Here is a 26056-nt window from a genome sequence, read left to right on the forward strand (position 1 = left end):
TATAATCTTACCCCTGAATAAAAACAGATAAGGGCTGTGGTTGTTCCCCAGCTGTAGAACCGGCCTTCCGGAGAGGAACAGTTAATGAGTATTTTTTCCCATTCCGCCTACGATAAACACGAACAAGTGGCGTTTTACCAAGATGCTAAGAGCGGACTCAAGGCAATTATCGCGGTACACAATACGAATTTAGGTCCCTCACTGGGTGGCTGTCGCATGTGGCCATACGCCGATGATGGTGAGGCACTGAATGATGTATTGCGCCTCTCCCGAGGCATGACTTATAAGTCTGCAATGGCGGGGTTAAAGCTCGGCGGCGGGAAATCTGTGATCATCGGTGATCCGCGCAAGGAAAAGACTCCTGAGTTGCTGCGCGCCATGGGCGAATTTATCAATACCCTCGGTGGTCGCTATATCACCGCTGAGGACTCCGGCACTAGTGTCGCTGACATGAGTGTGATTGGTGAGACCACCGAATATGTATCCGGCCTGTTTGCGGGCTCTGAATACGGTGGTGATCCGTCTCCTTCTACAGCCTACGGTGTATTTGTGGGCCTTAAAGCTGCGGTGGAACATCGCTGGGGTAAAACTGACCTTACCGGCCTGAAAGTTTCCATCCAGGGCGTTGGTAATGTGGGTTTCCGCCTCGCTAAGCTGCTGAAAGATGCCGGTGCGGAGCTGTTCGTTACCGATATCTTCCAGGACAACATTGATCGCGCAGTGACTGAGCTGGGCGCGATTGCTGTAACCGCTGATGAGATCTTTGACCTCGATGTGGATCTATTTGCTCCCTGTGCCATGGGTGCGATCCTCAATGATGACACTATTTCCCGTCTAAAAGTTGGTGCGGTGGCCGGTGCGGCAAATAACCAGTTAGCTGAAGAGCGTCACGCAGAAGCATTGCGTGAGAAGGGAATCCTCTACGCCCCGGACTATGTAATTAATGCCGGTGGAATAATCGATGTGTACTACCAGCAGAAAGGCGACTACAACGCTGATGAGGTGCGTGCGCACATTGAAGAAATTGGCAGCACTATGAAAGAGGTGTTTGTACGTGCGGATGAGACTGGTGAGACTACGGCACATGTTGCTGACCGTATAGCCGAAGAGCGTTTTGGCCACCATTCTGTGACTGGCGATACCGAGAATAAATCCGGCACTGTAGCCGCATAACAGCAGTTTAACGCAAGAGAAGTGTCGGTGACCTGATCGCCACAGGCGATTGCTTTGATCATTTCTCTCTGTGATGTATTTTTTGGGCACTTCGGTGCCCATTTTTTTGTCTGATATTTGTCCGATCGATCTGGCAACCGGGTAAGATGCCAGATCCACTGTTTGAATGTGCTGAGGGTTTAGCAGATATCAGGAGTGAATCCTGGCCTAAACTTGCCATCCTGAAGCCGCGGTTATTAAGAGGGAGTGACAATATGGACTTGCGTCCAGTACTTATCAGTGTCGTTATTGCCACTGCAGGTCTTGCCGGTTGCGGCAAGTCTGTCGACGATACACCCCATGCGTTATCTGTGGATAAAGAAGCCGCTGCCAGCAGCAAGGCAGCAGCCACCGATAAAGAGGCCTATGTACCGCCGCCGGAGCTGGATATCCCCTATCACAAAGAAGTTCTGCCCAATGGGTTGACGGTGATAGTGCACGAGGATCGCAAAGCCCCGGTTGTCTCCACCAATATCTGGTACAAAGTGGGCTCCAAGGATGAACCGCAGGGCAAAACTGGCTTCGCACATCTGTTTGAGCACCTGATGTTCAACGGCAGTGAGAACTATCCAGGTGAATACTTCGAGCCTTTCCAGCGCTCGGGTGCTACGGATATGAATGGCACCACTAATAATGATCGCACCAACTACTTTGCTACTGTGCCTAAAGGTGCCCTGGATATGGCTCTGTGGATGGAGTCTGACCGAATGGGCCACTTCAAGGGCGCTATCACCCAGGAAGTTTTGGATGAACAGCGTGGAGTGGTAAAAAACGAGAAGCGCCAGGGGGAGAATGCTCCCTATGGAAAGGCTTTCGACATTATTGCCAAGAGTACTTTTCCGGCAGATCACCCTTACTCCTGGACGCCAATTGGATCAATGGAAGACCTGGATAATGCCAGCCTGGAGGATGTGAAAAAGTGGTTTGCAGATCACTACCAACCGGCAAATGCCACTTTGGTAATTGCTGGCGATGTCAGTGTTGATGAGGCTATGGACAAGGCGCGCAAGTATTTTGGCGATATACCCAGCACAGGAGTACAACCGCGAATTAAAAACTGGGAACTGCCTACCCAGGTTAAAAAACGGGAGGTGGTACGAGACCAGGTGCCGCAAACTCGTATTTACAAAGTTTGGAATGTTCCTGCGGTAGGTAGTAATGAGGAGCACGCACTTGAACTGATGACCTCCTTGTTGGCTAACCGAAAAAATTCACTACTTTATCGTCGCTTGGTGCGGGATGAGCAAGTAGCGACGAGTGTGAGCGCTTTTTATTATGGGCGCCAGCTGGCTGGGCAGTTGATGATTATTGTCGATGTGAAACCTGGGCAGTCCCTCGATAAAGTTGAAAAACTTTTGAATAAAGAATTGAGAGAATTTGCGAAAAACGGGGTGAGCGCAGAGGAGCTACGCCGAGTTAAGCAGGGAGAATTTGCCGGGTTGGTGAAGGGGCTGGAAAAAACCGGTGGCTTTGGTGGCAAGAGCGATATTCTTGCCCGCTCTGAATTTTATTATGGGGATCCTGGGGCCCTGCTTAAAGGTGTGGAAGATTATGCCAAAGTTTCCGCGCTTGAGGTGCAGGATGTGGCAAAGCAGTGGCTAAAGGATGATTCCTATACCTTGATCATCGAGCCCGAGAAAAAGTACACCGCCGCCACAGAGGGTGCCGACCGCAGCAAATTGCCAGAGGTCGATAAGAATGTAGAGTTGGAGTTGCCCAAGCAGCGCGAATTTACATTGAAAAATGGCCTCAAGGTGGTTCTGGCGGAGCGTCATGATACGCCTGTGGTATTGATGAACTTGCAGTTCCGCAGTGGGGCCTCTGCCGATCAGAATAAACCTGGTCTCGCCTCTGTGACTGCTCAAATGTTAAATGAGGGTGCTGGAGACCTGGACAGCCTGGAGTTTAGTGCGCGCTCTGAGGAGCTTGGGGTGAGTATTGGCGGGGGGAGCGGACTGGATTACAACTCCATCAGTATGAGCGCCCTCAAGACCCAGTTGGAGCCCTCTTTGAAGTTGTTTGCCAAAGTGGTGACTGAGCCCCGTTTCCCTGAGTCGGATCTTGAAAGGGTAAAATCCAACCGCTTGGATGCCATAGCCCAGGAAAAGGCACAGCCCCAGGGCTTGGCTCTGCGTGAGCTGCCGCCGTTGCTGTTTGGTCCAGATCATCCCTACGGTTCACCGTTGACCGGTTCCGGTACTCCCGAGGGGATAAAGTCAATAACCAGGGAAGATCTGGTGAACTTCCAGAAAACCTGGGTGAGACCGGATAACGCCACTCTGACGGTTGTGGGGGATGTAACGGAAAAAGAAATTGAGCCATTACTGAACGAAACTCTGGGTGGTTGGAAGGCACCTAAAACTGAATTACCAAAAATTGAAGTGGCTAAAGTTGAGCGTCCCGAAAAAGCCCGAGTGTATTTGCTGGATCGCCCAGGAGCGCAGCAGAGTTTTATCATGGCCGGTTTGGTTATGCCTCCCTGGCAACCCCAAGGTGCTGAGGCCTTCGATGCAATGGCCAATATTATCGCAGGGAAATTTACTTCCCGAGTAAATATGAATCTGCGTGAAGATAAGCACTGGTCATATGGAGCTCGCGCTGTTTCTATGGATACAGAAGGCCAGCGTCCCTACATTTTGTTCGCGCCAGTGCAAACGAATAAAACCGCACCAGCAATACAGGAGTTAGTGAAAGAGTATCGGGATTATCTCAGTGATCGTCCAATTACGGAGAAGGAGCTCGAAGATTACCGAAATGATGAGGTACTCAAGCAGAGTGCACGCTTCCAAACCAAGGGGCAATTGCTTTCCAGTATTAATTGGCAGGTAGAAAAGGGGCTGCCGGAGGAGTATATCGCTGAGTACCCACAGCGGGTGGCCGCGCTTGATACCGATAAAGTTGAAGCCTCGGCACAGGAATTCCTGGCCCCCGAGCAATTTACCTGGGTCATTGTTGGAGACCTGGATAAGATCAAGGGAGAAGTAGAGGCGCTGGATATTGGCCCGGTAGAAGTTCTGCCTTCAAAGGATTAGGGCTTTATCAGACTTTTGAAAAAGGCCTTTATGGCCTTTTTCAACCTGAGTTTGTAGCGCATATTTAAAAACTTTCTACGATAAAAAAGTACTTGAATGCTTGATTTGCAATTCGAATATCTCTGCTAGAACCGATTAGTGAATGGTTATGGGGGGCGAGCTCAACCAAAGCCTGTGAAATGAATAAATGCCCATCGATTTTACGCGGCTTTGATGCCAAACAATTTAACAGAAGCTGCAGGGTTAGTTTGGGTGCCTTAACTTCTAGATGTATTAAGAGGCTACTATAAATTATTTTTTGCATTACAGGTGTTTCATGAGTCTTATTGTTCAACTTGCTTAGGTTGATTGTTATGCTGCCGCCCCCATCTACTCTGGAGGAAGGCTGGGTGAATCAACGGTAGCATGGGATATGTCAATATCTACGAATGCAGTCCATTTTCAAGGTGCGGATAGTATCGTACGCGCAGTTGTCCAGGCGGTCAGCTTCTTTGTTGGCTCTGGGAGGGGCAGAAAATCTCATCTCCACAGCCGGTTACCTTATAGATGTTAAGCCTGGTCACAGTCCTATTGACATAGATATGTGCAAAGTCTGGGCGCATGAGCTCTCTCTGGCGGGCTAACTAGATTACTAGTAATCCGCTGCTGGATGGTCATTCATCTAATTTTTTCGAAGGTAAGTGTATATATTTTCTGTTTAACATCAAAGTCTGTATAAATCGCCACTTATTGATTTCGAAAGCAGATAGAAGAAGGAAATAATATCTATTTTTTACGGGGGTGCGAATTGGGGTTGGAGTTGCCGGAAAAATAGTATTTTAATTCACGTAATTTCAATGTGTTCCTTTGGTTGGGCACTGTATGGTTTAAAGACCCTGATCATCTCTTGGAGTTGTTATTCAACAATACAGGCTTTCATAAATACAAATCCTGTTGAGGGTGTCGGTATTAATAGTGGGCAAAACTAGAAAGTATGGGTAGCAGGACAGCGTATAAGTCCCACATGAGGCAGGGAAAACCTTTGGTGATCATTTGCCAAGCAAGAGGGATAATTTTCAATCTCAGAATAGGTAATAACTATATATAGCTGCCAAAAGAACTCTTTTGATTAAGAGTGTCACGATTATTTGATTTGCATACCATCGATAAATGAAGTGATTGTCAAATTGAAAGAGGGGTTTGCCTTCCCGGAAAGGTCGCGCAGGCTGGATAATTGTGAATCCTGTGTCAAAGCATATCATACATTTTGGGGTAATTTATCAGACCTGTTTTAACTTGCTTCATTGTTGTCGATCAGGAATCCTACTACTTCTTGAAAAAAAAGTTTGAGATCCAAGCTGTCTTTAATTAACCAGAACCAGGGGCATGCAAAGGTTGGTTATGCTATTTCCTGGTTTGCTAAAAGATGAGGCCACTGGCAATGATATTGTGGGGAGCAATAATACTCCAACTTCCTAGTGAGTCCAATTGATATACAGGTCGATAATTAAAACTTTGCTATTTTCGAGTTGGTCCTTCAGGTAAGAAATCTATCATTTTTGAATGTATTGTCCGATTACAAGGTTCTTAAATGAATCATTTGATGGTTTTAAAGGTGTACAATTGTTATACAAGTTGTTTTTTGAAGTTCGGAACGAGAAAGCTGCTTAAATCAAAATTGATACGATCTATTTTTCCAGGAAAATTTATCTCGTTACGATGATGGTGTTTAAGGTTGTATTTGCAAAGTAAAATAACCAACTTTTCAGTTGAGCCTGCCAGATTGAGATATATGCTAAGGGCGGCCAGTTAGCTGTCTCTAAATACTATTTAGTTGATGGTCATTCGAGGGTGTTATTTAAGTTTCTATCTAGCGAAGTTATGAGTTGCTGAGTTAAAGCGTTGAGGGGGTCTGAGGTTTATTAAGGGACGGCTTTCAGGGGTTGGCAAAATTAACGGAATAATAAGCTGGATCCTGTGCAGTGGCCTGAAAATAATTTCTGTACTTATTTTCTATTTATGGTAGTCAAGCTCTATGTCTGCACTTCAGTTTGATTTGCGCCGCTAATTCAATGCTGATGGCGCTTAAGATTATTTCTCGTCATCAACATGCTAAGGCTTGTGAGGAGTTCCTACCTAGAGTGTCTAGCTTAAGATAGTTGGGGTCATCTTGGTATTCAAATTAGGAGCGCAATCTGAGAGCCCTGTCCCCTTGTTTGTTGATTCCTATAATTAGCTTATCCCTAGTGTCTTCTATAAAATTTATCGTGGTTGGATAACATCATTTGCACCTAAAATTAAATAGTAATTTGTGATGGTGAAATTAAGAGGGCGAGTCTGTAAGGGGGGAGGATGCTTATATTAATCATTCTAGAGCTTTTATGTCTAGAATATTCAGGGATTTTTCACTTCACCTATCAGTGTGCTATGAAATTGACTCAAAGCAAGAGGTATTTTGTACATGGTGGATATAAAAATGAAGTTCACAAAAAGGTATGATTTTAGGGTTCTGCTTTACTGAAATTGAAATAAATTAGGTGGAAGTGGCTAAAATGGCTCTTCGTGAATTTTGGGGTGCCAGTTATAGGGGGTGCTGTGCGGAAAGCTTATTGGCTTTGTAGTCAGCATAATTTCTATTCGTTAAAGCTTAAAGCTTAAAGCTTAAAATAGGTAATTCCCGGTTGTCACCAGTATATAATTGCGATAAAAAGTTCGACATGGTTTACGATGATTATTCGGCTGGTATGTGGGTGGGAGGGTTCTGGAAATAAGTCAATCTGTTGGAAAGGTTGTCATGATGGAATTTAATATTACCCTTCGTAAGGCCGGGTTTTTGCGAAGGTGTCGCACATAATTAACCTTTACATTTTTTTATATGGTTGGTAAGTTACGGCCCGGAAAAGTTGCTGTTAACTTTTCTTTGGTGCAAAAATATGATTATTCAAAGGAATTGAAGTATGAAAAATTTAAGGTTAATTGGTACAGCGTTTGCACTTTTGCTTGTTGTATTTTCTCAGCAGGTATTTTCTAAGGATGTTTCTTTAGGTGCTCAAGAGAACAGTGCTCTCCTTAAGCTTCAAGAGGAAATTTTGTCTTTAAAGAGGCAGGTTGAATTCTTGAATGCTCCAATCAAAAGTGAGTCAGACTTAAATCATTATCTGGTGGCTAATCCAGTGGAAAAGACGCCCCTCGGGAAGTTGCCAGAAATAGAGCGAGAGCTATTTATCAACAGCTTAAAATTCACCGACAAGGGTTTGGCTGGGTTTGATTACGGGATGTTAGAATATGGGCCAACAGCAACAGAAGTACATGATATCCTTGAATTATTTGGTTTGCAGTCATTTACCTTGGCGATGAAAAATTTAACTGTGGAATCAGAAAAAGACAGAGCGATAGCAGAGCGAGCTGAAGCTGCACTCTCTCTTAATTGGGAGTGGGTCGAAGATTATACTTGTAAGTCTGACGTAGATATGGGTGGCTGGCCGATTCGTTATTGTGCAAAGCAGGCGCGCTCTATGTGCAATTCACGGACGTGTAACTATCCCTAATCTGCGGATTTAAAGCTAGCTTATTAGGGCGCTACTAATCTACACGGTTTATCCTGCCTTCGCCCAGTGGTTGGGGCAGGATAGTTTCTCTGGAGCTGTCATAGGATCGGCCTGCCTTCTGAGTTCAATTTTTGCTGTAGATTGCTAGAAAAGCTATAGCAGGCTAAAGGTTCGAAAACTATGTCAAAACACATGAATGTTGACAAGTGCAGTTCAAAGGCGGTGTTGCTATAGATTCAAGGCTAGGGCTGCTATTGATACTTGAAAATCAGTGTTCCAGTTGTCTGCATCTTTGTGGAAGAATCTTGGCGGGTAGTAGGGTGGCAGGAGTGGACTAATATTGTAATGACAATACTGTGAATTACAGTATGGCTTTAAATCGAGTGCCATCTCAACTTTAGATGTTCAGTAGCCAATAGATAAATAGCGTTGGTCGAAAGTCAATCTATTCTAATGAGATATTCATTGTTGAAGATCTTTCAGTGGCTAAATAAAATAGCTTCGAGTGCATATTTCCACGGAAATATAGTAGCAAGGTGAATTTTGATACAGGTTTGCATTGCTTTAACCAATTAGGTGTTCTGGGCAAGAAAATTACAGTTTATAATAAAACTACCAAAGTATTGTTGTGCTTGGCTGGTAGAAGGATGCTGATTGCGTATACAGGCGAAGATAGAAAAATTAGTTTTCCTGTCCGGAATAATTAAGAATCTATATATTTCGGTAGAACACCTTAGTGTAATTTAAATTATGTGTCCATGTATTGGTGGTTTGGTTCTATGGATGAACTTTTCTTAAAGGTGTTAAATGTTGTGTCACACGCTCAGTCTTTGAAAGGCTTCCTTTTTCAGGGCTATATATCAGACGCAGTCGAAAACGGATTTCTGAGCCGGAAGGGATTATCATAAAGCTAGGACATCATAATGAAAAAAACACCCGTAATGATACTGTTTATGCTGCCCTTTTTAAGCGTGGTGGAGATATGGGCAAGTAGTAACACTTCTATCAAGGATCGTTACGATCAGTTGAATGAAATTTATTCTAATGCAGAGCTTGGCTCAATTAAGGAAAGAAGGGAGGTAGCTGAGAGTCTATATCTAGAGAATTTTAAACCAATTATAGCTAACCTTGGTGAGCAGCAGCTAAGACAGCTGGATCTAGAATATTTATTTAGAGCTGTAACGGTTGTTAATTTTTATGATCCTCGGGTTAATTATACTGATGATTTGCTTAGGCTATTGGAATTTCTTGAGAGAGAAGAATTTGTAAAGAGGCGGCATTATGCTGATTTGCAAAAAGCCTATGTTGCCGCTGGGCAGTTCGAATTAGCCAGGAGTATGGTTGAAGAAAAGAAATTAAACTATTTGGAATATTTGCCTAAAATTAACAGGGTTAATGACCTGGCGCTCGAAAAGCCATTTATTTTAGAGTTTGAAGATTCGTCGCTTAAGCAGCGTGCTTTTGAGATTCCTTCACAGGGTCCTTTTATTTTAGTTATTTCAAATCCTGGGTGTCGTTTTTCCAGGGCTGCAGCAAATTACATTAGTGATGATGTACAATTAAAAAAGATATTTTTAAGTATTCTGTTTGGCTTACCCAGCCAGGTGGAAGTCTGCAAATTGAACAGCATAAAAACTGGATGCAAACCTATCCAAAATTGCCGGTCGGCTTGATATATAACTCATCATCGTGGTCTTTCTTAGATGCTAATTTGGGTACGCCGGCGTTTTACTTCTTTTACGACGGACAACTAATTCAGTCAATATTGGGTTGGTCTTTGGATGATAACCAGCAGGCACTGAAGGATGCTCTTACTGATATTGGTTTAATGTAGGTTTTTTTGGTGAGCGTATTAGGGAGATTCTTTTGGTAGTCACCCTCCTCAGGAGTTTCTTAATAGATTTCAATACATTGGAAGTTTTCGTACAGTCATAGTCTCACAGTTGCTATCTTATTGGGCAATCTCTTACAATTTTCATTGTCTGGGTTCAAGTTAATTTTGTCGTAAACTCCATCCTTAATCTGTCGACTGAACTTGCGACGTTTCCTTTATATTTGTTGATGGTAACTTATGGAGACCTGAAGGTGGTGAAATCTAGAGAAGCTTAATTGTTAGAGTAACCCTAAATATTAGTCGGATGATGACTTGTTTGTTTGAATGGGATCTATGCTGTTGTAATTTCAGGTTCTTTCTCGATAAATTCGCCCCACGCCATTTATATGGGGCGATAGTCTTTATCTTTGTGAAGTGAAATTAGTTGTGTGCTTCAGTCATACCTTAAAGCTGGGGCGCTTCTTGAGCTGCTCGCGCCAGCGAATCAGGTGGGGGTGCTTTTCTTCATTCGGGCGCAGATTTTGAACTTTGCCGAAGTCCAGACTACAAACCATACTGATGTCCGCGACTGAAAAATAGTCGCCAACCAGGTATTCACTATCGGAAAAGTGATCGTTTAAAACGCTCATAAACTTCAGGGCGCGTTTACCTGCATCCTCACCAAACTCTGGGTAGACATTCATACGGTCTTTAAAAAATCCGGAAACATGCTGAAAGCACATCCCAACGGCGAACATCAAATTAAAATCAGCGCGACGATTCCACATCTCCACCAGGGCTTTTTCTTTAGCATTTCGCCCGAAAAGGGGAGGGGTTGGGTGTAATTCCTCGAAGTAACGCTGGATAGCCACAGATTCGGCAATGTGGGCGCCATCGTCCAACTCCAAAACCGGTACTTTTTTATTGATATCCTTGCTGCGAAATTCTGGGGTGAGATTTTCCCCCTTGGTAATATCCACAGGAGCAAACTCTACATCAATGCCTTTTTCAGCCAAGTACATACGAACTCGGCGGCAATTGGGTGCACTCGCAAACTCATAGATTTTCATAGGGGCTTCCTCTCGCCTTGGCGATTACGGTAAATTGTACGATTTCCAATAAAAACAGTTCAAATCTAAGAGAGACTTACTGGTGAGGACAATGACCACAAGTGCCAAGAGAAACAGCTTCTTTCGCCGCACCGCCACTGCCGTGGCGGTTTGTGTAGGATTCTTCAGCCTGCCGGTATCTGCAGAGAGTGTCGCTATTTATGCGGGGAAAATGTTCGACAGCACTAATGGAAAATTATTGGAAAATCGCACCATTCATGTGGTGGATGGCCGGATTGAATCGGTACAAAAAGGATTTGCCAAGCGGGATAGGGAGTCCCTGGTAGATCTGCGCGAGTACACCGTATTGCCAGGGCTTATGGATATGCATAGCCATCTTACTTATGAGTTTGGTCCTCGCGCTTACGTGGAGTCCTATACCTGGAATCCGGCAGACTTTGCTCTGCGCAGTGTAGATGCAGCTAATCGCACATTACAAGCGGGTTTTACTACTATACGCAATCTTGGTGATCACGATAATGTAACCGTGAGCCTGCGCCGGGCTATTGAAGCTGGCACGATTGAGGGGCCGAGAATTTATACTGCGGGTAAGTCAATTGCTACCACCGGTGGCCATGCGGACCCCACAAATGGACGCCGTGAAGATCTGGTTGGTAATCCCGGCCCGGTCGATGGTGTTGTCGATGGCCCAATCTCTGCTCGTAAGGCAATACGTCAGCGCTATAAGGATGGTGCAGATCTAATCAAGATTACTGCAACCGGTGGTGTCTTGAGTGTTGCCAAAAGCGGACAGAACCCACAGTTTATGCAGGATGAACTTGAGGCCATTGTTGCAGCGGCTAAGGACTATGGTTTTACCGTGGCGGTGCATGCCCATGGTAAGGAAGGGATGATACGTGCGATCCGTGCTGGAGTGGATTCAATTGAGCACGGCACCTACATGGATGAAGAAGTAATGGACCTGATGCGGCGCAATAGTACCTGGTTTGTACCGACACTCATGGCGGGGGAGTGGGTGACTGAAAAATCCGCAATCGAAGGGTTCCTGCCAGATATTGTGCGCCCCAAGGCAGCAACTATGGGCCCGTTAATGCAGGATACTTTTTCCAAAGCTTATAAGCGCGGTGTCAAAATTGCTTTTGGCACCGATACAGGGGTCACCAGGCACGGAGAGAATGCTCGGGAGTTTGTACTGATGGTGCAAGGTGGTATGACGCCAGCAGACGCTATCCGTTCGGCCACGTGGAATGCGGCTCAACTTCTGCAGGTACAGGATGAACTGGGTAGCATCAGCGAGGGTAAAATTGCCGATATTATCGCAGTCGCGGGCAATCCCCTGGAGGATATTTCCGAATTGCAGCGGGTGCAATTTGTAATGAAAGGGGGCAAAGTATTTAAGGAGCCCAGCGAACCTGCGGTTGAGGTATTTATCGAGGGTGTGGGCGAGAGCTGAAGGGAACAGATTTCCGGCCCCATAAAATATTGGTGGAGCCGGAAAGCTTGTCTTAGTCTTCCAGTTCGAATACCAGCTCAAGATTTACGGAAAGGGTCGTCTCACCGGGAGAGATTGGGGTTGAAGCGCTTTCCTTTACCGCCATGTCACTGCGCAGCATCATCGGGCGGGGCATACCGCCATTGCCATTTTCAGAAATACTAACAATTCTTCGAACTTTCATTCCCAGGGCTTTTGCATAGATAGTAGCTCGCTCCTGGGCATCTAAGAGGGCCTTTTCACGGGCTTCCGCTTTGACCGGGCCAGGTTCGCCGATTTCAAAACTTGGGCCGTGAATTTGGTTTGCTCCAGCAGCTGCCAAACCGTCCAGTACCTGGCCCAGTTTATCCAGTTTACGCACTTTAACGCTCACCGTATTCCGCGCTGTATAGCCCACTATTTTCGGGGTTTGATTTTGTTGGTAGCGATAGCGGGGAGAAAGGCTGATACCGCTGGTTTGGATATCTTTCTTGGCGATACCCGCTTTCTTTATCGCCGCCATCAGTGATTCCATTTGTTCAGCGTTATCACTCATGGCCTTTTTGCTGTCTTGGGCTTCTGTTACCACGCCCACGGAAATATTGGCTACATCTGGTATCTGGCTGGCTTCACCGTGAGCCGCAATAGAGACCAGGGTTCCCCGTTCGGAGGGAGCCTGCCCATTTCCGCAAGCGGCGATAAGCAGAGTAAGCACTGTGATTGTCGAGAATTTTACTAACTTCATGATTTTTCCTTATCAATCGCTATGGATTTGGCATCACTCCGATGCATTAGGCGCCAAATACTATCAGTGCCTTTCTGAACCGCAGCTGAGCAAGAAGGTCAGCATAACGGATCATCGGGGAGCTGTAGACAAGCTGCTTGGCAATATTGGCTTGCCACTTGGCCGGGAAAGTGCTGCCCACTTAATCAGAGCTAAATTTCTTCTGATAAGTTTCATCTTTCTTGGTAGATAACAAACCCCAGGAGAAGAAGGTATCGACATCTGTTGGAAACACGTGGCTGCATGTGTTTTTAGGATGCTCAATCGCAGGCTGTACCTGGCAGGCTAAATCCAGCCGCCGTAATTCTATGAGTCAGAGCTGTCGGGAGAGTAGAGATTATTATAAGGAGGGCTTGGAAGAAGCTCAGTCAGTGTGCCCTATTCGCCTGGCGAGGCTATCGGGGAGGCCCAATGTGTCTTTCGCGGGCGGACGGGCGAAACCACCTGCGCGGGCAATGCCTGGGTTGAGCCGTACAAGACCCTCTGCTAGCACGACAGCGGCAGGGACTGGATCGACTACAGGAATCGGCAGTCTGCCAGAAACCTTTGTGGCAAGACCGGCGAGCGGCCCTCCAGCGAGGATGGCGACATCTGCCCGGTCAGTATATGCGGCTTCTTCTACGAGCTGAACCAAGCTTTCGCTAAGCTCTTCCTGTACGGTTTCGATCGATTGGAAACGCTCGCTAGGTAGGCGAATGCCGGTGAAACGATTTTCGAGACCGGCACGCAGCACACCATCGCGAAACCAGTCCGCCAAACTATCGCTAAATGTGATTATCGAGAAGCGCTGGCCAAGCGCACAAGCGGTCAGCATTGCCGCCTCGGCAACACCGATCACGGGAATGTCGAATAACTGACGCGCACCAATAAGACCTGGATCCCCGAATGCAGAGATAATGACTGCGTCTACCTGTGTGTGGTGTTCAGCAATTGTCTCGAGGATATCACTAGCAATAATTTCGGCCTCGACCCGGCTTGAAATATAAGGAAAGCCGATCTTGGCGGTGGTCGCTACGATTTTGGTGCGCGGAGATGCAACCCTTTGTGCGGCGCCCGCCATTAGTGACGTCATAGATTCTGTGGTATTTGGGTTGAGGAGAAGCAGCTTCATGATCAGGTCCAGACTCTCTTATTTCTAGATTATATCGCCCGCTAAAGTATGGATTAGAGTATGGATCAATAGAGGCTGAGCGGGCCGCTGGCTAGCTTGGTATGTTAATCAGCAGAACGGTGCCCGCGAATTTATTTAGGGAGAGTCAAAAACCTGCTGATAAGTTTCATTGTCGTCATGGTAGATAGCAAAGCCCAGGCGCAGCAGATGTTGGCGCCTGTCGCAAAGGACTGCTCGGGCTTTCAGCTCTTTTTGTAGCTTTTCTGAGTTTTCTGTTGTGCCGCAATCGAACGTGAAAAAGTGGCCATGGCCCTCCTTCAGGTCGTGGTGAATCAGGCGCTCCCGGTTGAGTAGCGGGTGGCTGTTTTTGTCCATTGTGTTCAGGAAGCGGCTTTGGGCATTGAGGACATAGCGGTGGATTTTATCTACGGTGATACCTTCCCGTCGGAATAGATCGAAAATGGCAAGACCCTTGTACAGGCAGGAATAGTCCATAGTGGCGCCGGCAAAACGCAGCCAGTTATCCCCGTAATTGACACTTCCAGGGCGATTTTCAAGTTCTGCCATTTCGGCAAACCAGCCAGTGTTGAGCGGGCGCAAGCGACACCGGGATGGAATACTCATAAAGCACAGACCTTCACCGGCACCTAGGTATTTATAGGAGCCTGCAGTAAAGAAGGCCTTATCTGCGACCTTGCTCAGGTCAATGGGGCGAGCAAAAAAACCATGGTAGCCATCAATAACAAACTCGGTTTCCTCGGGTTTTTGCTCAGTAATACGTAGCAGCTCGGGGAATACCACGCCAGAATCAAAAAATACCAGGCTGGCATAAGCCAGCTGGTAGTTCCGGGTATGCAGCTCTCTCTCAAAGCGCTCGGCTAGTGTCGCATAGGGGGTCTTTGGAATACGCGTTACTTCCACATGGGGCAATTCTTCGAGTCGCTGTAATTGGCGTGCAAAGCTGTAGAATTCGCTATCGGTGGTGAGTATGCGCAGTGGCTTGGCGGGATCCAGGGCGCTGATCAAGCGGTAAACCAATTCGTGGGTGTTTGGGGCAATAGCGATTTGCCCGGCATCTGGAATTTGTAGTGTGCGCGCGACAGCATTTTGCCAGGCGGGTATTTTCTCGTGAAAAATGGGTCCCCATTTATCGTCGGCAAGCAGTGCCGCATCGTGCCAATATTGTTGCACCGCCTCCAGAGTGATATCCGGCCAATAATGATGGGAGTGGCAGGCCATATGCAACATGGCAGAGGGGCTGCCGCTAGGGGCTTGTGAAAAGGCTCGATAGAATTTCTTATACATTTGCTTTTCGCCACGCGAGGCTGAATTATTTATTATTCCGCGATTTTAGATCCTGATAGCAGGAAGGAGTAGAGGGTGAGGTATCTGCATACAATGGTCCGCGTGGCCGACTTGGAAGAATCTTTAAAATTTTACTGTGAAAAGTTAGGGCTACAGCTTGTAACGCGTAACGATTACGACAAAGGTCGCTTTACTTTGGTGTATCTGGCTGCACCGGAAGATGTAGATGCCGCAAGGGAAAATAAGGCCCCTATGCTGGAGCTTACCTACAACTGGGATCCGGAATCCTATGGTGGCGGGCGCAATTTTGGCCATTTGGCTTACGGAGTTAATGATATCTATGCCGTTTGCCAGCGGATGATGGATGCGGGCGTGACTATCAACCGGCCTCCCCGTGATGGACATATGGCATTTTTTCGCTCTCCAGATGGTATCTCGATAGAGCTACTACAAAATGGAGAGCCGTTGGCGCCTCAGGAACCCTGGCAATCAATGGAGAATACCGGAGAGTGGTGATCCCCTCAGGATTCAAACCCGGTACACTTCCGCCTGAATGGATACCTTAAGAGACGCTTTGTGAAGAATACCAGTTGCATATTATTGGCCGGCGCAAATGCGGCGCACCAGATTCGTGAGGAGGGCTTACGCCAGGAACAGTTTTCCACCCTGGTGGGGGCCTCAGGAGGCCCCAAGTGGCTGGTCATCAGCCAGTTGGACCGGGTACTGATGGGGGAATTTTTTAAGGGGCGTCGTGATCCTATCGCGACACTGGGGTCTTCAATCGGTAGCTTTCGCAATATGTGTTACGCCATGGCGGAGCCATTGGAGGCCCTGGAGTGCTTGGAATATGGTTATATCCATCAGAGTTATGCCTCAGACAAACCGACACCGGCGGAGATCACTGCTGCCGGGGAGCAAATCCTGCTCAATGTTTTAGGTGAAAATGGTGCAGGCGAAGTAGCAGGCAACCCGTTGTGGCACAGCCATTTTGTCACTGTGCGTGGCCGCGGTCCCCTGGCTAGTGAAAAGCGCGCCTTCCTGGCCCCGGCGTTGTTTGCATCGGCCATGGCCAACGCGCTCTCCAGGCACAGCCTGAGCGCTTTTTGGGAACGGGTGGTTTTTCACTCTGGCCGTGATGCCGCAGTACGGTTTGGCAACCTGAGTACGGTGGATACGACGCTATCCGCGGACAATGTTTGTGCAGCGGTCCTGGCGAGTGGTTCTATTCCATTGGTGATGGCGGGAGTTCGCAACCCCGCTGGTGCTCCACAGGGAAATTATCGTGATGGAGGTATCACCGACTACCATTTTGATTTACGTTTCAGTCACCCTCAGGGTTTGGTGCTCTACCCGCACTTTTTCCCGTTTATGGTGCCGGGCTGGTTTGATAAAGGGCTTTCCTGGCGTCGTGTGCGAGGTGATGCTATGTCATCGACACTGTTGGTGGCACCTTCTCCTGCATTCGTGGCGAAGCTGCCCTATGGCAAAATCCCTGATCGTAATGATTTTTATAAGATGGGCCGCGAGGAACGGATTCGCTATTGGAAGAAGGTTGTGGAACTGAGCAAATGGGTTGCCGATGATTTCCATGAAGTCTGGCAGAGTGGCCGTGCAGCGGACCACCTCATAGAGGTTGGCTTCGATGATATTCCGCACAAGTTACATCAGGTCAGGGCCGCATGAACATGGCGCAGGAGTTTAATCATCCGCAGGAAGAGTTTCGCACCACTCAGGAGAGAGTCTATTTCCAGGTGCGAGATGCTATTTTACGTGGCAAATTTTTGCCGGGGCATGCGATTACCATTCGCGGCTTGGCTGCGGAGCTGGATTGCAGCCCTATGCCGGTGCGTGAAGCCTTGCGGCGCCTGACTTCTGAGCGGGCCTTGGAGTTATCCGATACCCGTCGTGTCACGGTGCCGACAATGACTCCTGAGAAGCTCGATGAGATCTGTGCGGCGCGTGTTGCGCTTGAGTGCCAGGCTGCGGAGCAGGCCCTGCCGTTTGTACAGGAGGAAGAACTGCAGCAGCTACGAGCCCTGGACGCGCGGGTGACGGCTGCCCTCGAACAAAAGGATATTGAGCAGTATGTCACTGCTAATCTCGATTTTCACTTTACTCTCTATCGCATGGGGCGGCCGCATATCATTCTCTCGTTGATCGAGAGTTTGTGGCTGCAGACAGCGCCTCTTCAGCATCTTGTATTTCAGCGCTTTGGTGTTCAGGAGCTGCCGGATCGCCACGAGGATTTGTTGGATGCCATTGCAGACAGAAGTGTAGAGAGGGTTCGCCGCGCCATTCGCCAGGATATAGAAGAGGGGCTCGGCTCAATCTCCGCTGAGGAGCTGCTCTAGCAAGCAGTCGTAACTGTTAACCCGCTGTACATCAAACCGCGCGTGGCAGGAGACGTCGCCCAAACAAACTGACCGTCTGGTTTTGCCTTCCCACCAGTTTGCCCACTTGGCCTCATTCGACCTTAAGGTTGCTGTGAGGCATAGATAGATCTTGCGCTTCTGTGAGTCTCGCTACTAAAATGTGATCACAAATTTGGTAGTAATAATTCGCCTTGTGATACCCATTGAGCAGTAGAGCAGTGCGGATGACAGATTGCGGGAAAACCTCCGCCCGACAAGCAGAGGCTGCTTGTCGGGAGCGGCGGGAAAACCCCAGAGCAAAAGCCAGGAGCGAAATATGAACAAGAGTGAGCTGCAACAACACGACCGCGAGCACCTGCTGCACCCCTTTACGGACTTCAACGATCTGGGCCAGCAGGGTACCCGAGTGATTACCAGCGCTGAAGGTGCCTACATCACTGATATCGATGGCAATCGTATGTTGGACGGTATGTCTGGATTGTGGTGTTGTAACCTGGGTTACAGCCGTAAAGAAATTAGCGATGCCATCTATGAGCAGTTGAATACCCTGCCGTTCTATAACAGCTTCTTCCAGTGCACCACTGTGCCTTCTATTGAGCTGGCTGATGCTCTGGCGGAGGTGACCCCGGCCAATATGAGCAACGTTTTCTTTACCGGCTCCGGCTCCGAAGCAAACGATACGAACTTGCGTCTGATTCGCCGTTTCTGGGATCTTCAGGATAAACCTGAGAAGCGTATCGTGATCTCCCGTAAGAATGGCTATCACGGCTCTACCATTGCCGGTGCTAGCCTCGGTGGTATGAGTGGTATGCATAAGCAGTTTCAGCCGCTGGACTACATTGAGCATGTGCAACAGCCTTACTGGTTTGCCGAGGGTGGCGATATGTCCCCGGAAGAGTTCGGCATTCATGCTGCGCGCAGCCTTGATGAAAAGATCCAGGAACTCGGACCTGAGAAAGTTGCCGCTTTTATTGCAGAGCCTATACAGGGTGCTGGTGGTGTAGTAATCCCACCGGAAACCTACTGGCCAGAAGTGAAGAAGGTGCTGGATCAGTACGATATCTTGCTGGTGATGGACGAAGTGATTTTTGGCTTTGGTCGCACCGGTGAGTGGTTTGGCGCAGATTTTTACGGCCTCAAGCCCGATCTGATGACTTTTGCCAAAGCAGTAACCAATGGTTACTTCCCGCTGGGCGGCACCATGGTGGGTGATCGTGTTGCTGACGTGATTAAAAGTAAGGGTGGTGAATTTACTCACGGTTACACCTACTCAGCGCACCCGGCAGCTTGTATGGCAGGATTGGCGACAATTAACATCCTGCGCAATGAAAAAATTATTGAGAATGTGCGCGATGTGACAGGCCCTTACCTGGCCAAGCGCTGGGCTGAGCTGGCAGAGCATCCGATTGTTGGTGAAGCCCGAAGTCTGGGTATGGTTGGAGCACTGGAGCTTGTAAAAGATAAATCGAGCCGTGCCCGCTTCGATGACGACTGTACCGCAGGCGCAGTGTGTCGTGATCTCAGTATCAAGCACGGTTTGGTAATGCGTGCTGTGGGCGATGCAATGGTTATCGCGCCGCCGCTGATTATTACCACTGAGCAGGTCGATGAGTTGGTGGAGAAAGCGCATCGCGCCCTGGACGATACCGCAAAAGCACTGGCGTAAACTCGCGGTATCGCATCTATTTATGAGAGCGGCCCTAGGTCGCCCCTCATCGTCTGTCGGTGGCGGATGTGAGTGGTGGCTCAAGGCCGCTTTTGCGGTTTGACTGGATTACCTCAGGCAACTTATGTCTCAAGAAAAAGAATTCACTGCCCAGCCAGAGCTGCTGGAGCAGTCGCGTAAATTCCTGGCAGAGCACCCGGACCTAAAGTGGATTGAAGGCTTTATGTTCGATATTAACGGTGTGCCCCGTGGCAAATGGCTGCCTGCCGAGGCGGCAGAAAAACTGCTTAAAGGCAGTCTGCAGATGCCGCGCAGCGCTGTCAGCCTGGACATCTGGGGGCGGGATATCGAAGACAGTCCCCTGGTCTTCGCCAGTGGAGACAGCGACGGTGTCTGCTTGCCGGTTTCGCCGATCAGCCTGGCGCCATGGCACAGAGAAGAGACGGCCCAATTGCATATGCAACTGCATGAGGCGGATGGAAGCGCACTGTACGCAGATCCACGCGCCCAGTTGCAGCGAGTGGTGGATCGATTAAAAAAACTTGGTTACACCGCAGTTTGTGCCACCGAGCTGGAGTTTTACCTGTTACGTGATGAGGTGGATCACCTGGCACGACCGCGCCCGGTTAGTGATAACGACGCTGAGTTGGTGCCTTCCACAGACGTATACGATTTGTCTGAGCTGAATGCACAGCGCCACTTCTTTGCTGATGTTCGTGCTGCTTGTGAAGAGCAGGGGATCCCGGCTGATTCTGTACTGTCCGAGTGCGCGCCAGGTCAGTTTGAAATTAACTTGTTGCACAGTGCTGATCCGGTGAAGGTTGCCGATCAGACCCTACTGTTCAAGCGACTGTTGAAAGGTGTGGCCCGCAGCCATGGTTTCCGGGTGAGCACTATGGCCAAGCCGTTTGGGGATCAGGCTGGTAACGGTATGCATGTGCATATGAGCTTGATCGACAGTTCGGGAAAAAATGTTTTTGACGACGGCAGTGAGATGGGGTCAGATCTGCTGCGCCAAGCGGCGGCTGGTATGTTGGCAACCGCAAACGATGCGATGGCATTTTTCGCGCCGCATAGCAATTCATATCGTCGCTTCCAGGAGGGCTCACATGCGCCGCTAAATCTTTGCTGGGGCTATGATAACCGAACGACGACCTTGCGGATTCCGGCAAGTAACCCCGAAGCTCGGCGTATTGAGCACCGCATTGCCGGAGCAGACGTAAACCCCTATCTGGTTCTGGCGGGAATTCTTGTTGGCGTCTGTCATGGCCTGGAAAACCAGCTGCAACCGCCAGCTCCAGTGGAAGGCGACGCCTATCAAGTTGAAAGTGAGCAATTGGTTAATACCTGGAGTGGCGCACTCAAGCGTTTTGAGCAGAGCCAGCTATGGCGTGAGTACCTTGATCCACGCTTTATTGAATTATTCCTGTTACTTAAGCGTCAGGAACAGGTGGAAATTGGTTCACGGGTTACAGATGTGGAGTACCAGAGCTATTTGCACCGCGTTTAGCGATGACTTAAGAGGTGATACAGCACCGATTGTATGAATACTGAACGGCTTTTACGACAGGGCAGATGGAGAGCTGTAATACTCTGCTATACCTAAATTTAAGTGCGTAACGCGCTTGAAACTCTCCTCCTGAAAGTGTGTTCGAGAAACCTGGCCCGCCTCTGGCGGGCATTTTTTTATCCTCGCAAAACGTTTCTTCAGTCATCCAGTACACCATCGCAGATGCTTAGGATTTCCTTCGGTTCTTTTTCCCAATGATCAGTGAGTGACTGTCAATACATAGATTGGGTCGATATGGAATAGGCTCTCCTGAATCCAGTCGTGTTTGTTTTCACTCTTTGGGGGAAAGCATTGCTGTATGTGGCTTTCAGTTTGGCTCGTCAATCTACATGGCAGTCGGGTTGGCCAATAGTGTGGACAGCTTCTGCCTAGCAGTCATTTCCACGCCAGTGTATTCTTCCGCTTTACTAGCGTAAGGCCCCCGATTTATCAGTCGACGTAACATAGCCCACGACGTGGTGTTACCGGATTGGTGAAAGATAGGTGGGCCTCAGAACAAGCAGATGGGGAATCTATGACCGCCTTGGGAAATTGTGCAGACGGTCCAATGGCTGGCAAGACGCGGCCGCTAAAAATATGTTTATTAGGTTATCGCAGCAATCCACATAGCGGTGGTCAGGGAATCTACCTTCGCTACCTGAGTAAGGCATTGGTTGATGCTGGCCACTCTGTGGATGTTATCTCAGGCCAACCCTATCCAGAGTTGGATGAGCGGGTAAATTTGATAAAGATGCCGGGACTGAACCTGTATGAGGTTGAGAACCCGGTGCGAGCTCTTAAGGCTAAACACCTGCTTTCCTGGGCGGACTTTTTTGAGTGGTGGAGCAAACTCACCGGCGGTTTTGCCGAGCCTTACACCTTTGGTCGCCGCGTGGCCAAATACTTGCGTAAACACGGCCGTGACTATGACATAGTGCACGATAACCAGTCTCTTTGTTATGGATTGTTGGATATTGAAAAAAGTGGGCTGCCTGTCGTAGCTACTATCCATCACCCCATTACCCGTGATCGCCAGTTGGCGTTGGATGCGGCGCCGGATTGGCGTTTTCGCCTGCTGGTGCGTCGCTGGCATAACTTCCTGAAAATGCAGATCAAGGTTTCACGTAAGCTGCGCCATATTGTGACAGTATCACGCCAGTCAGAGCGGGATATCATCGAGCAGTTTGGCGTGAAGCCAGAACAGATAAACCTGATCTATAACGGCATCGACACAGAAATATTCAGCCCCAGCGAAAGTGTTGAGCGCCTGCCACTTAGAATTATGACAACTGCCTCAGCAGATCAGCCACTCAAAGGACTGGGGGTGTTATTGCTGGCACTTGCCAGCTTGCGCCAGAGGTTTAACGGTCTCGAGTTGTTGGTGGTGGGGAAGCTACGGGAGGGGGGCAACGGAGGAGCTGCTTCATCGGCTCGATTTGCAGAATGCAGTGCAGTTTGTCTCTGGCATTTCCAATGCTGAATTAGTGGGGTATTACCGCAGTGCCACAGTGGTAGCCTGCCCATCTTTATATGAAGGATTTGGACTGCCTGCTGGTGAAGCCATGGCCTGTGGGGCACCGGTAGTTTCCAGCGACGGTGGCGCGCTACCAGAGGTGGTAGGGGATGCTGGCATAGTGGTGCCGGCTGGTAACAGCCAGGCATTGGGTGAAGCCCTTGGTCGGGTTTTGTCGGACATATCTCTTCAAGCTGAGCTGAGTGCTAAGGGTAGGGCACGAATAGAGGAAAAGTTCTCATGGGGGCTGGCAGCTGCGAGCCTCGTGGCTTATTACCGTGAAATACTGGGTGAATCTGCAGTGCAGCGTCGACATGAAGATGAGATAGTTGGCGCAGATGTCAGCGGTGCGGAGGCGGCTTGATGATTACTGTAGATCCGAAGCACCTGAGTCTTCGCCCAGGACAAAAAGTTCTGGATCTCGGGTGTGGCGAAGGTCGCCACTCCATTCACCTGATGATTACTGATGAAGTGGATATCTTCGGCATAGATTTATGCCTTGATGATGTGCGTACAGCCAGTAAGCGGGCTGAGCCTTTTAAAAGCCCGGAGCATGCCAAAGGGCGCCTGTTACTTGGGGTTGCCAATGGCCTGCGGCTACCTTTTGCCGATGCCACTTTCGATGTGGTGATTTGTTCAGAGGTATTGGAGCATATTGAGGATTACAAAGCGGTCCTAGCAGAAATCGATCGGGTTTTGAAACCCTCCGGTATTTTTGCTGCCACGGTACCATCTTACTTCCCCGAGTGGGTCTGCTGGAAACTGAGCGATGAATACCATGAGGTGGAGGGTGGCCATATTCGTATATTCCGTGAGAAAGAGCTGAGGGGAAGTATTGAGTCCTTGGGGCATCGCTATTTTGCACGCCATAAGGCTCATGCTTTGCACTCCCCGTATTGGTGGCTGAAGTGTCTGTTCTGGAATCAGCCGGACTCCCGCTTAGTTGCAGCCTATCATCGCTTGTTGGTTTGGGACTTGATGAAGCAGCCAATGCTTACTCGTGCCGCGGAAAAGATACTGAATCCGCTGTTAGGTAAAAGTATCGCGCTTTATTTTGTCAAAGCTGAGCAGGAAGCGCCGGAGACTTTGCGCTTGGTGGGGGAGGCGAGTTCGTGAGTGAGATGGTTATTCCTCCGGTAAAAAACACAAACCTCTTTCCCGATGGGTTTGTCCGTGACAGTGCTGCCTATATTCTCTCCCAGCAACTGCCCGATGGCTCTATTCCCTGGTTTAAGGGACATTATGCCGATCCCTGGGATCACGTTGAGGCGGCCATGGGCTTGGCAATCGCAGGTGAATTTGCCGCCGCAGAAAAAGCTTATCGCTGGTTGGCAGATATTCAGTTGGCCGATGGCAGCTGGTGGGCGGCATACAAAAACGGTGCTGTTGATAATCGTGAGCGCCGCGAGACAAATTTTGTTGCCTATGTGGCCACCGGCATTTGGCACTTTTATCTGATTAGCGGAGACAAAGGCTTTTTGCGTCGCTACTGGCAGATGGTTGAGCGTGCAATTGATTTTGTTTTGGCACTGCAGACGGAGCACGGGGAAATTCACTGGGCGGTGGATGCAGAGGGAGAGCCAAAGAAAGATGCCCTGATAACTGGCTGTTCTTCGGTTTTTAAGAGCCTCGAATGTGCCATCAACATTGCCAGAGAGCTGCGTGTTGACCGCCCCAATTGGGAGCAGGGGCGCCAGGCTTTGGGGTACGCTTTGCGGCACAAGCCGGAACGTTTCGATCGAACCTGGGAAAGTAAGGCACGCTTTTCCATGGATTGGTTTTATCCTGTGTTAACAGGGGCCTTTTCTGGAGAAGCTGCTCGCACTCGCCTGCATCAGCGTTGGGATGAGTTTGTCGTGGCGGGACTGGGTTGTCGCTGTGTTAATGATGAGCCCTGGGTAACTGTGGCGGAATCTTGCGAGCTGACAATGGCACTATTGGCTGCAGGGCAGCGTTCCCGTGCTGAGATTATATTTCGGGGGCTTCACCGCTGGCAGGACAGTGATGGCGGTTACTGGACTGGTTATGTCTATCGGGATGAGGCAGTTTGGCCGGAAGAGAAAACTACTTGGACTGTGGGTGCTATGTTGTTGGCGGCGGATGCACTCGCCGACCTGACGCCGGCGAGTAGTTTGTTTACATCGGTACAACTGTCTTCAAATACGTCTCAGGATACCCAGGGTGTCTACAGTTTCGACGAGCTCGAACTGAGCGGAAGCCAGGGCTAGCTTGTAAATATCGTAAGGGGCCTGGCCGCCGTCGGCCGGGTCCGGGAATATATCGTGGATGGCGAGGTAGCCACCGGGAACAATATGGCGGGACCAGCTGCGGTAGTCGGTCATCGCAGCTTCCAAAGAGTGGCCTCCGTCAATAAACACCAAGCCGAGAGGTGTATTCCAGTGGCGTGCAGCGATAGCAGAGGGGGCCACGACAGGAACTACCCAGTCCTCGAGCTCAGCTGCACGGATATTTGCGCGAAAATTGCGAAAGCTGTCCATTAATTGGGCTCTTTCGTCAAAAAGGTCCGGGTCGTGGTACTCCTCGCCGGGTTGATGCTCCTCCGAGCCGCGGTGGTGGTCCACAGCGAAGACCACATTGTCTGTGAGTTTGCAGGCGGTAGCTAAGTACACTGTCGATTTTCCGCAGTAGCTGCCGACCTCCAGGCAGGGCCCCAGGCCGCTGGCCTCCGCGGCCAGATGGTAAAGTGCTTCACCTTCATGGGCAGCAAGAAATCCTTTGATAGCTCGAATATCGATAGATAATTTAATGGACATGGGTAACCGCTTGCTATTTTTTGTGGACCAAACACTAAACCGCTGCTTATACAAAAGCAATTGCGATTTGTTTTATATGTAGTGCTAAATCAAACAGAATTTAATGTATGCGCAAGGACCATAGGCCCTATTGGATGAAGCGTTTACAGTTGCGTTGGCGCAACTGGCGCACTGAGTACTTTCTGCTGCCACAATTTGATGCCATAGGGGTCGAGCCTGAAGTGATGGATCCCTCTTCGGTCTATGTTTTTGGCAGTAATGTCCGTATTGGTAATTATCCCCATTTAATTTCCAATGCAGAAAAATGTATTCGCTTTACGACATTTGGCCATAAGGGTGGCGAGGCATTTATCACCATCGGTGATTATGTGCTGATTTCCCCGGGTGTGCGTATTTCCGCTGCACAGTCCATAGAAATTGGCAACGCCTGTATGATTGCCGCGAATGTATATATTTCGGATTCGGATTGGCATGGACTCTATAATCGCACCAGGCCTTTTCGCTGCACTGCACCAGTCCGCTTGGGAAATAATGTCTGGATTGGTGATAGTGCGACGATTTGTAAGGGGGTGAGTATTGGGGATAATTCGGTGGTTGGAGCAGGCAGTGTGGTTACCAAGGATGTTCCGGCAAATACTGTAGTTGCTGGTAATCCTGCAAAGCCTGTAAAAAGTATTAATCCCAAACGCCGAATGATTACTCGTGAGGCATTATTTGCCGATGCTTTTCGCCAGGCCCATAATCTGGATGAGCTTGACAAGATGATGCTCAAGGGCAACGGCGTCCTAGGTTGGTTGCGTTCGGTAGTTTTCCCTCGCCGTGGGGATTAAAAAGGTATGCACGATTTATTCTCGAAC

The 26056-nt window shown here is 48.8% G+C and carries 20 protein-coding genes; 15 read left to right on the forward strand and 5 right to left on the reverse strand.

Annotation, left to right across the window (positions count from 1 at the left end; all coding sequences use genetic code 11):
* Nucleotides 1–84: 84 nt before the first annotated feature.
* The 4 genes from P3339_RS07645 to P3339_RS07660 all read left to right on the forward strand — a co-directional run bounded on the left by P3339_RS07645 (nucleotide 85) and on the right by P3339_RS07660 (nucleotide 9444).
* Complete coding sequence (locus P3339_RS07645; protein ID WP_020413400.1) at nucleotides 85–1173, forward strand: Glu/Leu/Phe/Val dehydrogenase dimerization domain-containing protein; 1089 nt, start codon at nucleotides 85–87, stop codon at nucleotides 1171–1173.
* A gap of 254 nt (nucleotides 1174–1427) precedes the next feature.
* Nucleotides 1428–4244 carry a M16 family metallopeptidase gene (locus tag P3339_RS07650; RefSeq protein WP_282952918.1) on the forward strand — a complete coding sequence of 939 codons (2817 nt, stop codon included), beginning with the start codon at nucleotides 1428–1430 and terminating at the stop codon, nucleotides 4242–4244.
* 2936 nt (nucleotides 4245–7180) lie between these two features.
* Entirely contained in the window at nucleotides 7181–7771 is a 591-nt protein-coding gene (locus P3339_RS07655; protein ID WP_282952919.1) for a hypothetical protein, read from the forward strand.
* A 923-nt stretch (nucleotides 7772–8694) separates the two neighbouring features.
* Entirely contained in the window at nucleotides 8695–9444 is a 750-nt protein-coding gene (locus P3339_RS07660; protein WP_282952920.1) for a hypothetical protein, read from the forward strand.
* Nucleotides 9445–10042: 598 nt separating this feature from the next.
* Here P3339_RS07660 and P3339_RS07665 read toward each other — a convergent pair.
* Nucleotides 10043–10654, reverse strand: coding sequence for a glutathione S-transferase family protein (locus P3339_RS07665; RefSeq protein WP_020413395.1), 612 nt, complete (start codon nucleotides 10652–10654; stop codon nucleotides 10043–10045).
* 91 nt (nucleotides 10655–10745) lie between these two features.
* On the opposite strand from P3339_RS07665, the gene P3339_RS07670 reads away from it, so the two are divergent.
* On the forward strand, nucleotides 10746–12107 hold the full coding sequence (locus tag P3339_RS07670) for a metal-dependent hydrolase family protein (protein ID WP_282952921.1): 1362 nt from the start codon (nucleotides 10746–10748) through the stop codon (nucleotides 12105–12107).
* Between the two features lie 52 nt (nucleotides 12108–12159).
* On the opposite strand, the gene P3339_RS07675 is transcribed toward P3339_RS07670, so the two are convergent.
* The 3 genes from P3339_RS07675 to P3339_RS07685 all read right to left on the reverse strand — a co-directional run bounded on the left by P3339_RS07675 (nucleotide 12160) and on the right by P3339_RS07685 (nucleotide 15325).
* Complete coding sequence (locus P3339_RS07675) at nucleotides 12160–12870, reverse strand: SIMPL domain-containing protein (RefSeq protein WP_020413393.1); 711 nt, start codon at nucleotides 12868–12870, stop codon at nucleotides 12160–12162.
* A 403-nt stretch (nucleotides 12871–13273) separates the two neighbouring features.
* A complete protein-coding gene (locus P3339_RS07680) occupies nucleotides 13274–14020 on the reverse strand; it encodes an aspartate/glutamate racemase family protein (protein WP_282952922.1) in 747 nt (248 codons plus the stop codon).
* A 135-nt stretch (nucleotides 14021–14155) separates the two neighbouring features.
* Nucleotides 14156–15325: a hypothetical protein gene (locus tag P3339_RS07685; RefSeq protein ID WP_282952923.1), complete on the reverse strand. Its 1170-nt coding sequence runs from the start codon at nucleotides 15323–15325 to the stop codon at nucleotides 14156–14158.
* Nucleotides 15326–15400: 75 nt separating this feature from the next.
* On the opposite strand from P3339_RS07685, the gene P3339_RS07690 reads away from it, so the two are divergent.
* From P3339_RS07690 to P3339_RS07730, 9 genes are all read left to right on the forward strand, one after another.
* Entirely contained in the window at nucleotides 15401–15841 is a 441-nt protein-coding gene (locus tag P3339_RS07690; protein ID WP_026305087.1) for a VOC family protein, read from the forward strand.
* 60 nt (nucleotides 15842–15901) lie between these two features.
* A complete protein-coding gene (locus tag P3339_RS07695) occupies nucleotides 15902–17008 on the forward strand; it encodes a hypothetical protein (protein WP_282952924.1) in 1107 nt (368 codons plus the stop codon).
* On the forward strand, nucleotides 17005–17676 hold the full coding sequence (locus tag P3339_RS07700; protein ID WP_282952925.1) for a GntR family transcriptional regulator: 672 nt from the start codon (nucleotides 17005–17007) through the stop codon (nucleotides 17674–17676). Before P3339_RS07695 ends, P3339_RS07700 begins: the two co-directional genes overlap by 4 nt.
* Before the next feature lie 337 nt (nucleotides 17677–18013).
* The gene (locus tag P3339_RS07705) at nucleotides 18014–19363 is read left to right on the forward strand and encodes an aspartate aminotransferase family protein (protein ID WP_282952926.1); all 1350 of its coding nucleotides are present in this window, start codon (nucleotides 18014–18016) and stop codon (nucleotides 19361–19363) included.
* A 124-nt stretch (nucleotides 19364–19487) separates the two neighbouring features.
* Complete coding sequence (locus P3339_RS07710) at nucleotides 19488–20873, forward strand: glutamine synthetase family protein (protein ID WP_282952927.1); 1386 nt, start codon at nucleotides 19488–19490, stop codon at nucleotides 20871–20873.
* Between the two features lie 574 nt (nucleotides 20874–21447).
* Entirely contained in the window at nucleotides 21448–22392 is a 945-nt protein-coding gene (locus P3339_RS07715; protein ID WP_282952928.1) for a glycosyltransferase family 4 protein, read from the forward strand.
* Complete coding sequence (locus tag P3339_RS07720; protein ID WP_282952929.1) at nucleotides 22361–22789, forward strand: glycosyltransferase; 429 nt, start codon at nucleotides 22361–22363, stop codon at nucleotides 22787–22789. Before P3339_RS07715 ends, P3339_RS07720 begins: the two co-directional genes overlap by 32 nt.
* Entirely contained in the window at nucleotides 22789–23541 is a 753-nt protein-coding gene (locus tag P3339_RS07725; protein WP_020413383.1) for a class I SAM-dependent methyltransferase, read from the forward strand. The genes P3339_RS07720 and P3339_RS07725 overlap by 1 nt, the downstream gene beginning before the upstream one ends.
* A gap of 5 nt (nucleotides 23542–23546) precedes the next feature.
* Nucleotides 23547–24653, forward strand: a complete 1107-nt coding sequence (locus P3339_RS07730) for a prenyltransferase/squalene oxidase repeat-containing protein (RefSeq protein ID WP_040628851.1) — start codon at nucleotides 23547–23549, stop codon at nucleotides 24651–24653.
* Here P3339_RS07730 and P3339_RS07735 read toward each other — a convergent pair.
* A complete protein-coding gene (locus tag P3339_RS07735) occupies nucleotides 24582–25199 on the reverse strand; it encodes a class I SAM-dependent methyltransferase (RefSeq protein WP_020413381.1) in 618 nt (205 codons plus the stop codon). The genes P3339_RS07730 and P3339_RS07735 overlap by 72 nt on opposite strands.
* Before the next feature lie 134 nt (nucleotides 25200–25333).
* Here P3339_RS07735 and P3339_RS07740 point away from each other — a divergent pair, with 134 nt between their 5' ends.
* Nucleotides 25334–26029: an acyltransferase gene (locus tag P3339_RS07740; RefSeq protein WP_282952930.1), complete on the forward strand. Its 696-nt coding sequence runs from the start codon at nucleotides 25334–25336 to the stop codon at nucleotides 26027–26029.
* Nucleotides 26030–26056 lie beyond the last annotated feature (27 nt).

It is taken from the genome of Microbulbifer sp. MLAF003 (assembly GCF_030012965.1).
Taxonomy (GTDB): Bacteria; Pseudomonadota; Gammaproteobacteria; order Pseudomonadales; family Cellvibrionaceae; genus Microbulbifer; species Microbulbifer variabilis.

What these genes read in the sequence shown, in the direction of transcription:
- P3339_RS07645 (WP_020413400.1), top strand. Translation starts at nt 85, where the DNA reads ATGAGTATTTTTTCCCATTCCGCCTACGATAAACACGAACAAGTGGCG.
- P3339_RS07650 (WP_282952918.1), top strand. Translation starts at nt 1,428, where the DNA reads ATGGACTTGCGTCCAGTACTTATCAGTGTCGTTATTGCCACTGCAGGT.
- P3339_RS07655 (WP_282952919.1), top strand. Translation starts at nt 7,181, where the DNA reads ATGAAAAATTTAAGGTTAATTGGTACAGCGTTTGCACTTTTGCTTGTT.
- P3339_RS07660 (WP_282952920.1), top strand. Translation starts at nt 8,695, where the DNA reads ATGAAAAAAACACCCGTAATGATACTGTTTATGCTGCCCTTTTTAAGC.
- P3339_RS07665 (WP_020413395.1), bottom strand. Translation starts at nt 10,654, where the DNA reads ATGAAAATCTATGAGTTTGCGAGTGCACCCAATTGCCGCCGAGTTCGT.
- P3339_RS07670 (WP_282952921.1), top strand. Translation starts at nt 10,746, where the DNA reads ATGACCACAAGTGCCAAGAGAAACAGCTTCTTTCGCCGCACCGCCACT.
- P3339_RS07675 (WP_020413393.1), bottom strand. Translation starts at nt 12,870, where the DNA reads ATGAAGTTAGTAAAATTCTCGACAATCACAGTGCTTACTCTGCTTATC.
- P3339_RS07680 (WP_282952922.1), bottom strand. Translation starts at nt 14,020, where the DNA reads ATGAAGCTGCTTCTCCTCAACCCAAATACCACAGAATCTATGACGTCA.
- P3339_RS07685 (WP_282952923.1), bottom strand. Translation starts at nt 15,325, where the DNA reads ATGTATAAGAAATTCTATCGAGCCTTTTCACAAGCCCCTAGCGGCAGC.
- P3339_RS07700 (WP_282952925.1), top strand. Translation starts at nt 17,005, where the DNA reads ATGAACATGGCGCAGGAGTTTAATCATCCGCAGGAAGAGTTTCGCACC.
- P3339_RS07705 (WP_282952926.1), top strand. Translation starts at nt 18,014, where the DNA reads ATGAACAAGAGTGAGCTGCAACAACACGACCGCGAGCACCTGCTGCAC.
- P3339_RS07710 (WP_282952927.1), top strand. Translation starts at nt 19,488, where the DNA reads ATGTCTCAAGAAAAAGAATTCACTGCCCAGCCAGAGCTGCTGGAGCAG.
- P3339_RS07715 (WP_282952928.1), top strand. Translation starts at nt 21,448, where the DNA reads ATGACCGCCTTGGGAAATTGTGCAGACGGTCCAATGGCTGGCAAGACG.
- P3339_RS07725 (WP_020413383.1), top strand. Translation starts at nt 22,789, where the DNA reads ATGATTACTGTAGATCCGAAGCACCTGAGTCTTCGCCCAGGACAAAAA.
- P3339_RS07730 (WP_040628851.1), top strand. Translation starts at nt 23,547, where the DNA reads ATGGTTATTCCTCCGGTAAAAAACACAAACCTCTTTCCCGATGGGTTT.
- P3339_RS07735 (WP_020413381.1), bottom strand. Translation starts at nt 25,199, where the DNA reads ATGTCCATTAAATTATCTATCGATATTCGAGCTATCAAAGGATTTCTT.
- P3339_RS07740 (WP_282952930.1), top strand. Translation starts at nt 25,334, where the DNA reads ATGAAGCGTTTACAGTTGCGTTGGCGCAACTGGCGCACTGAGTACTTT.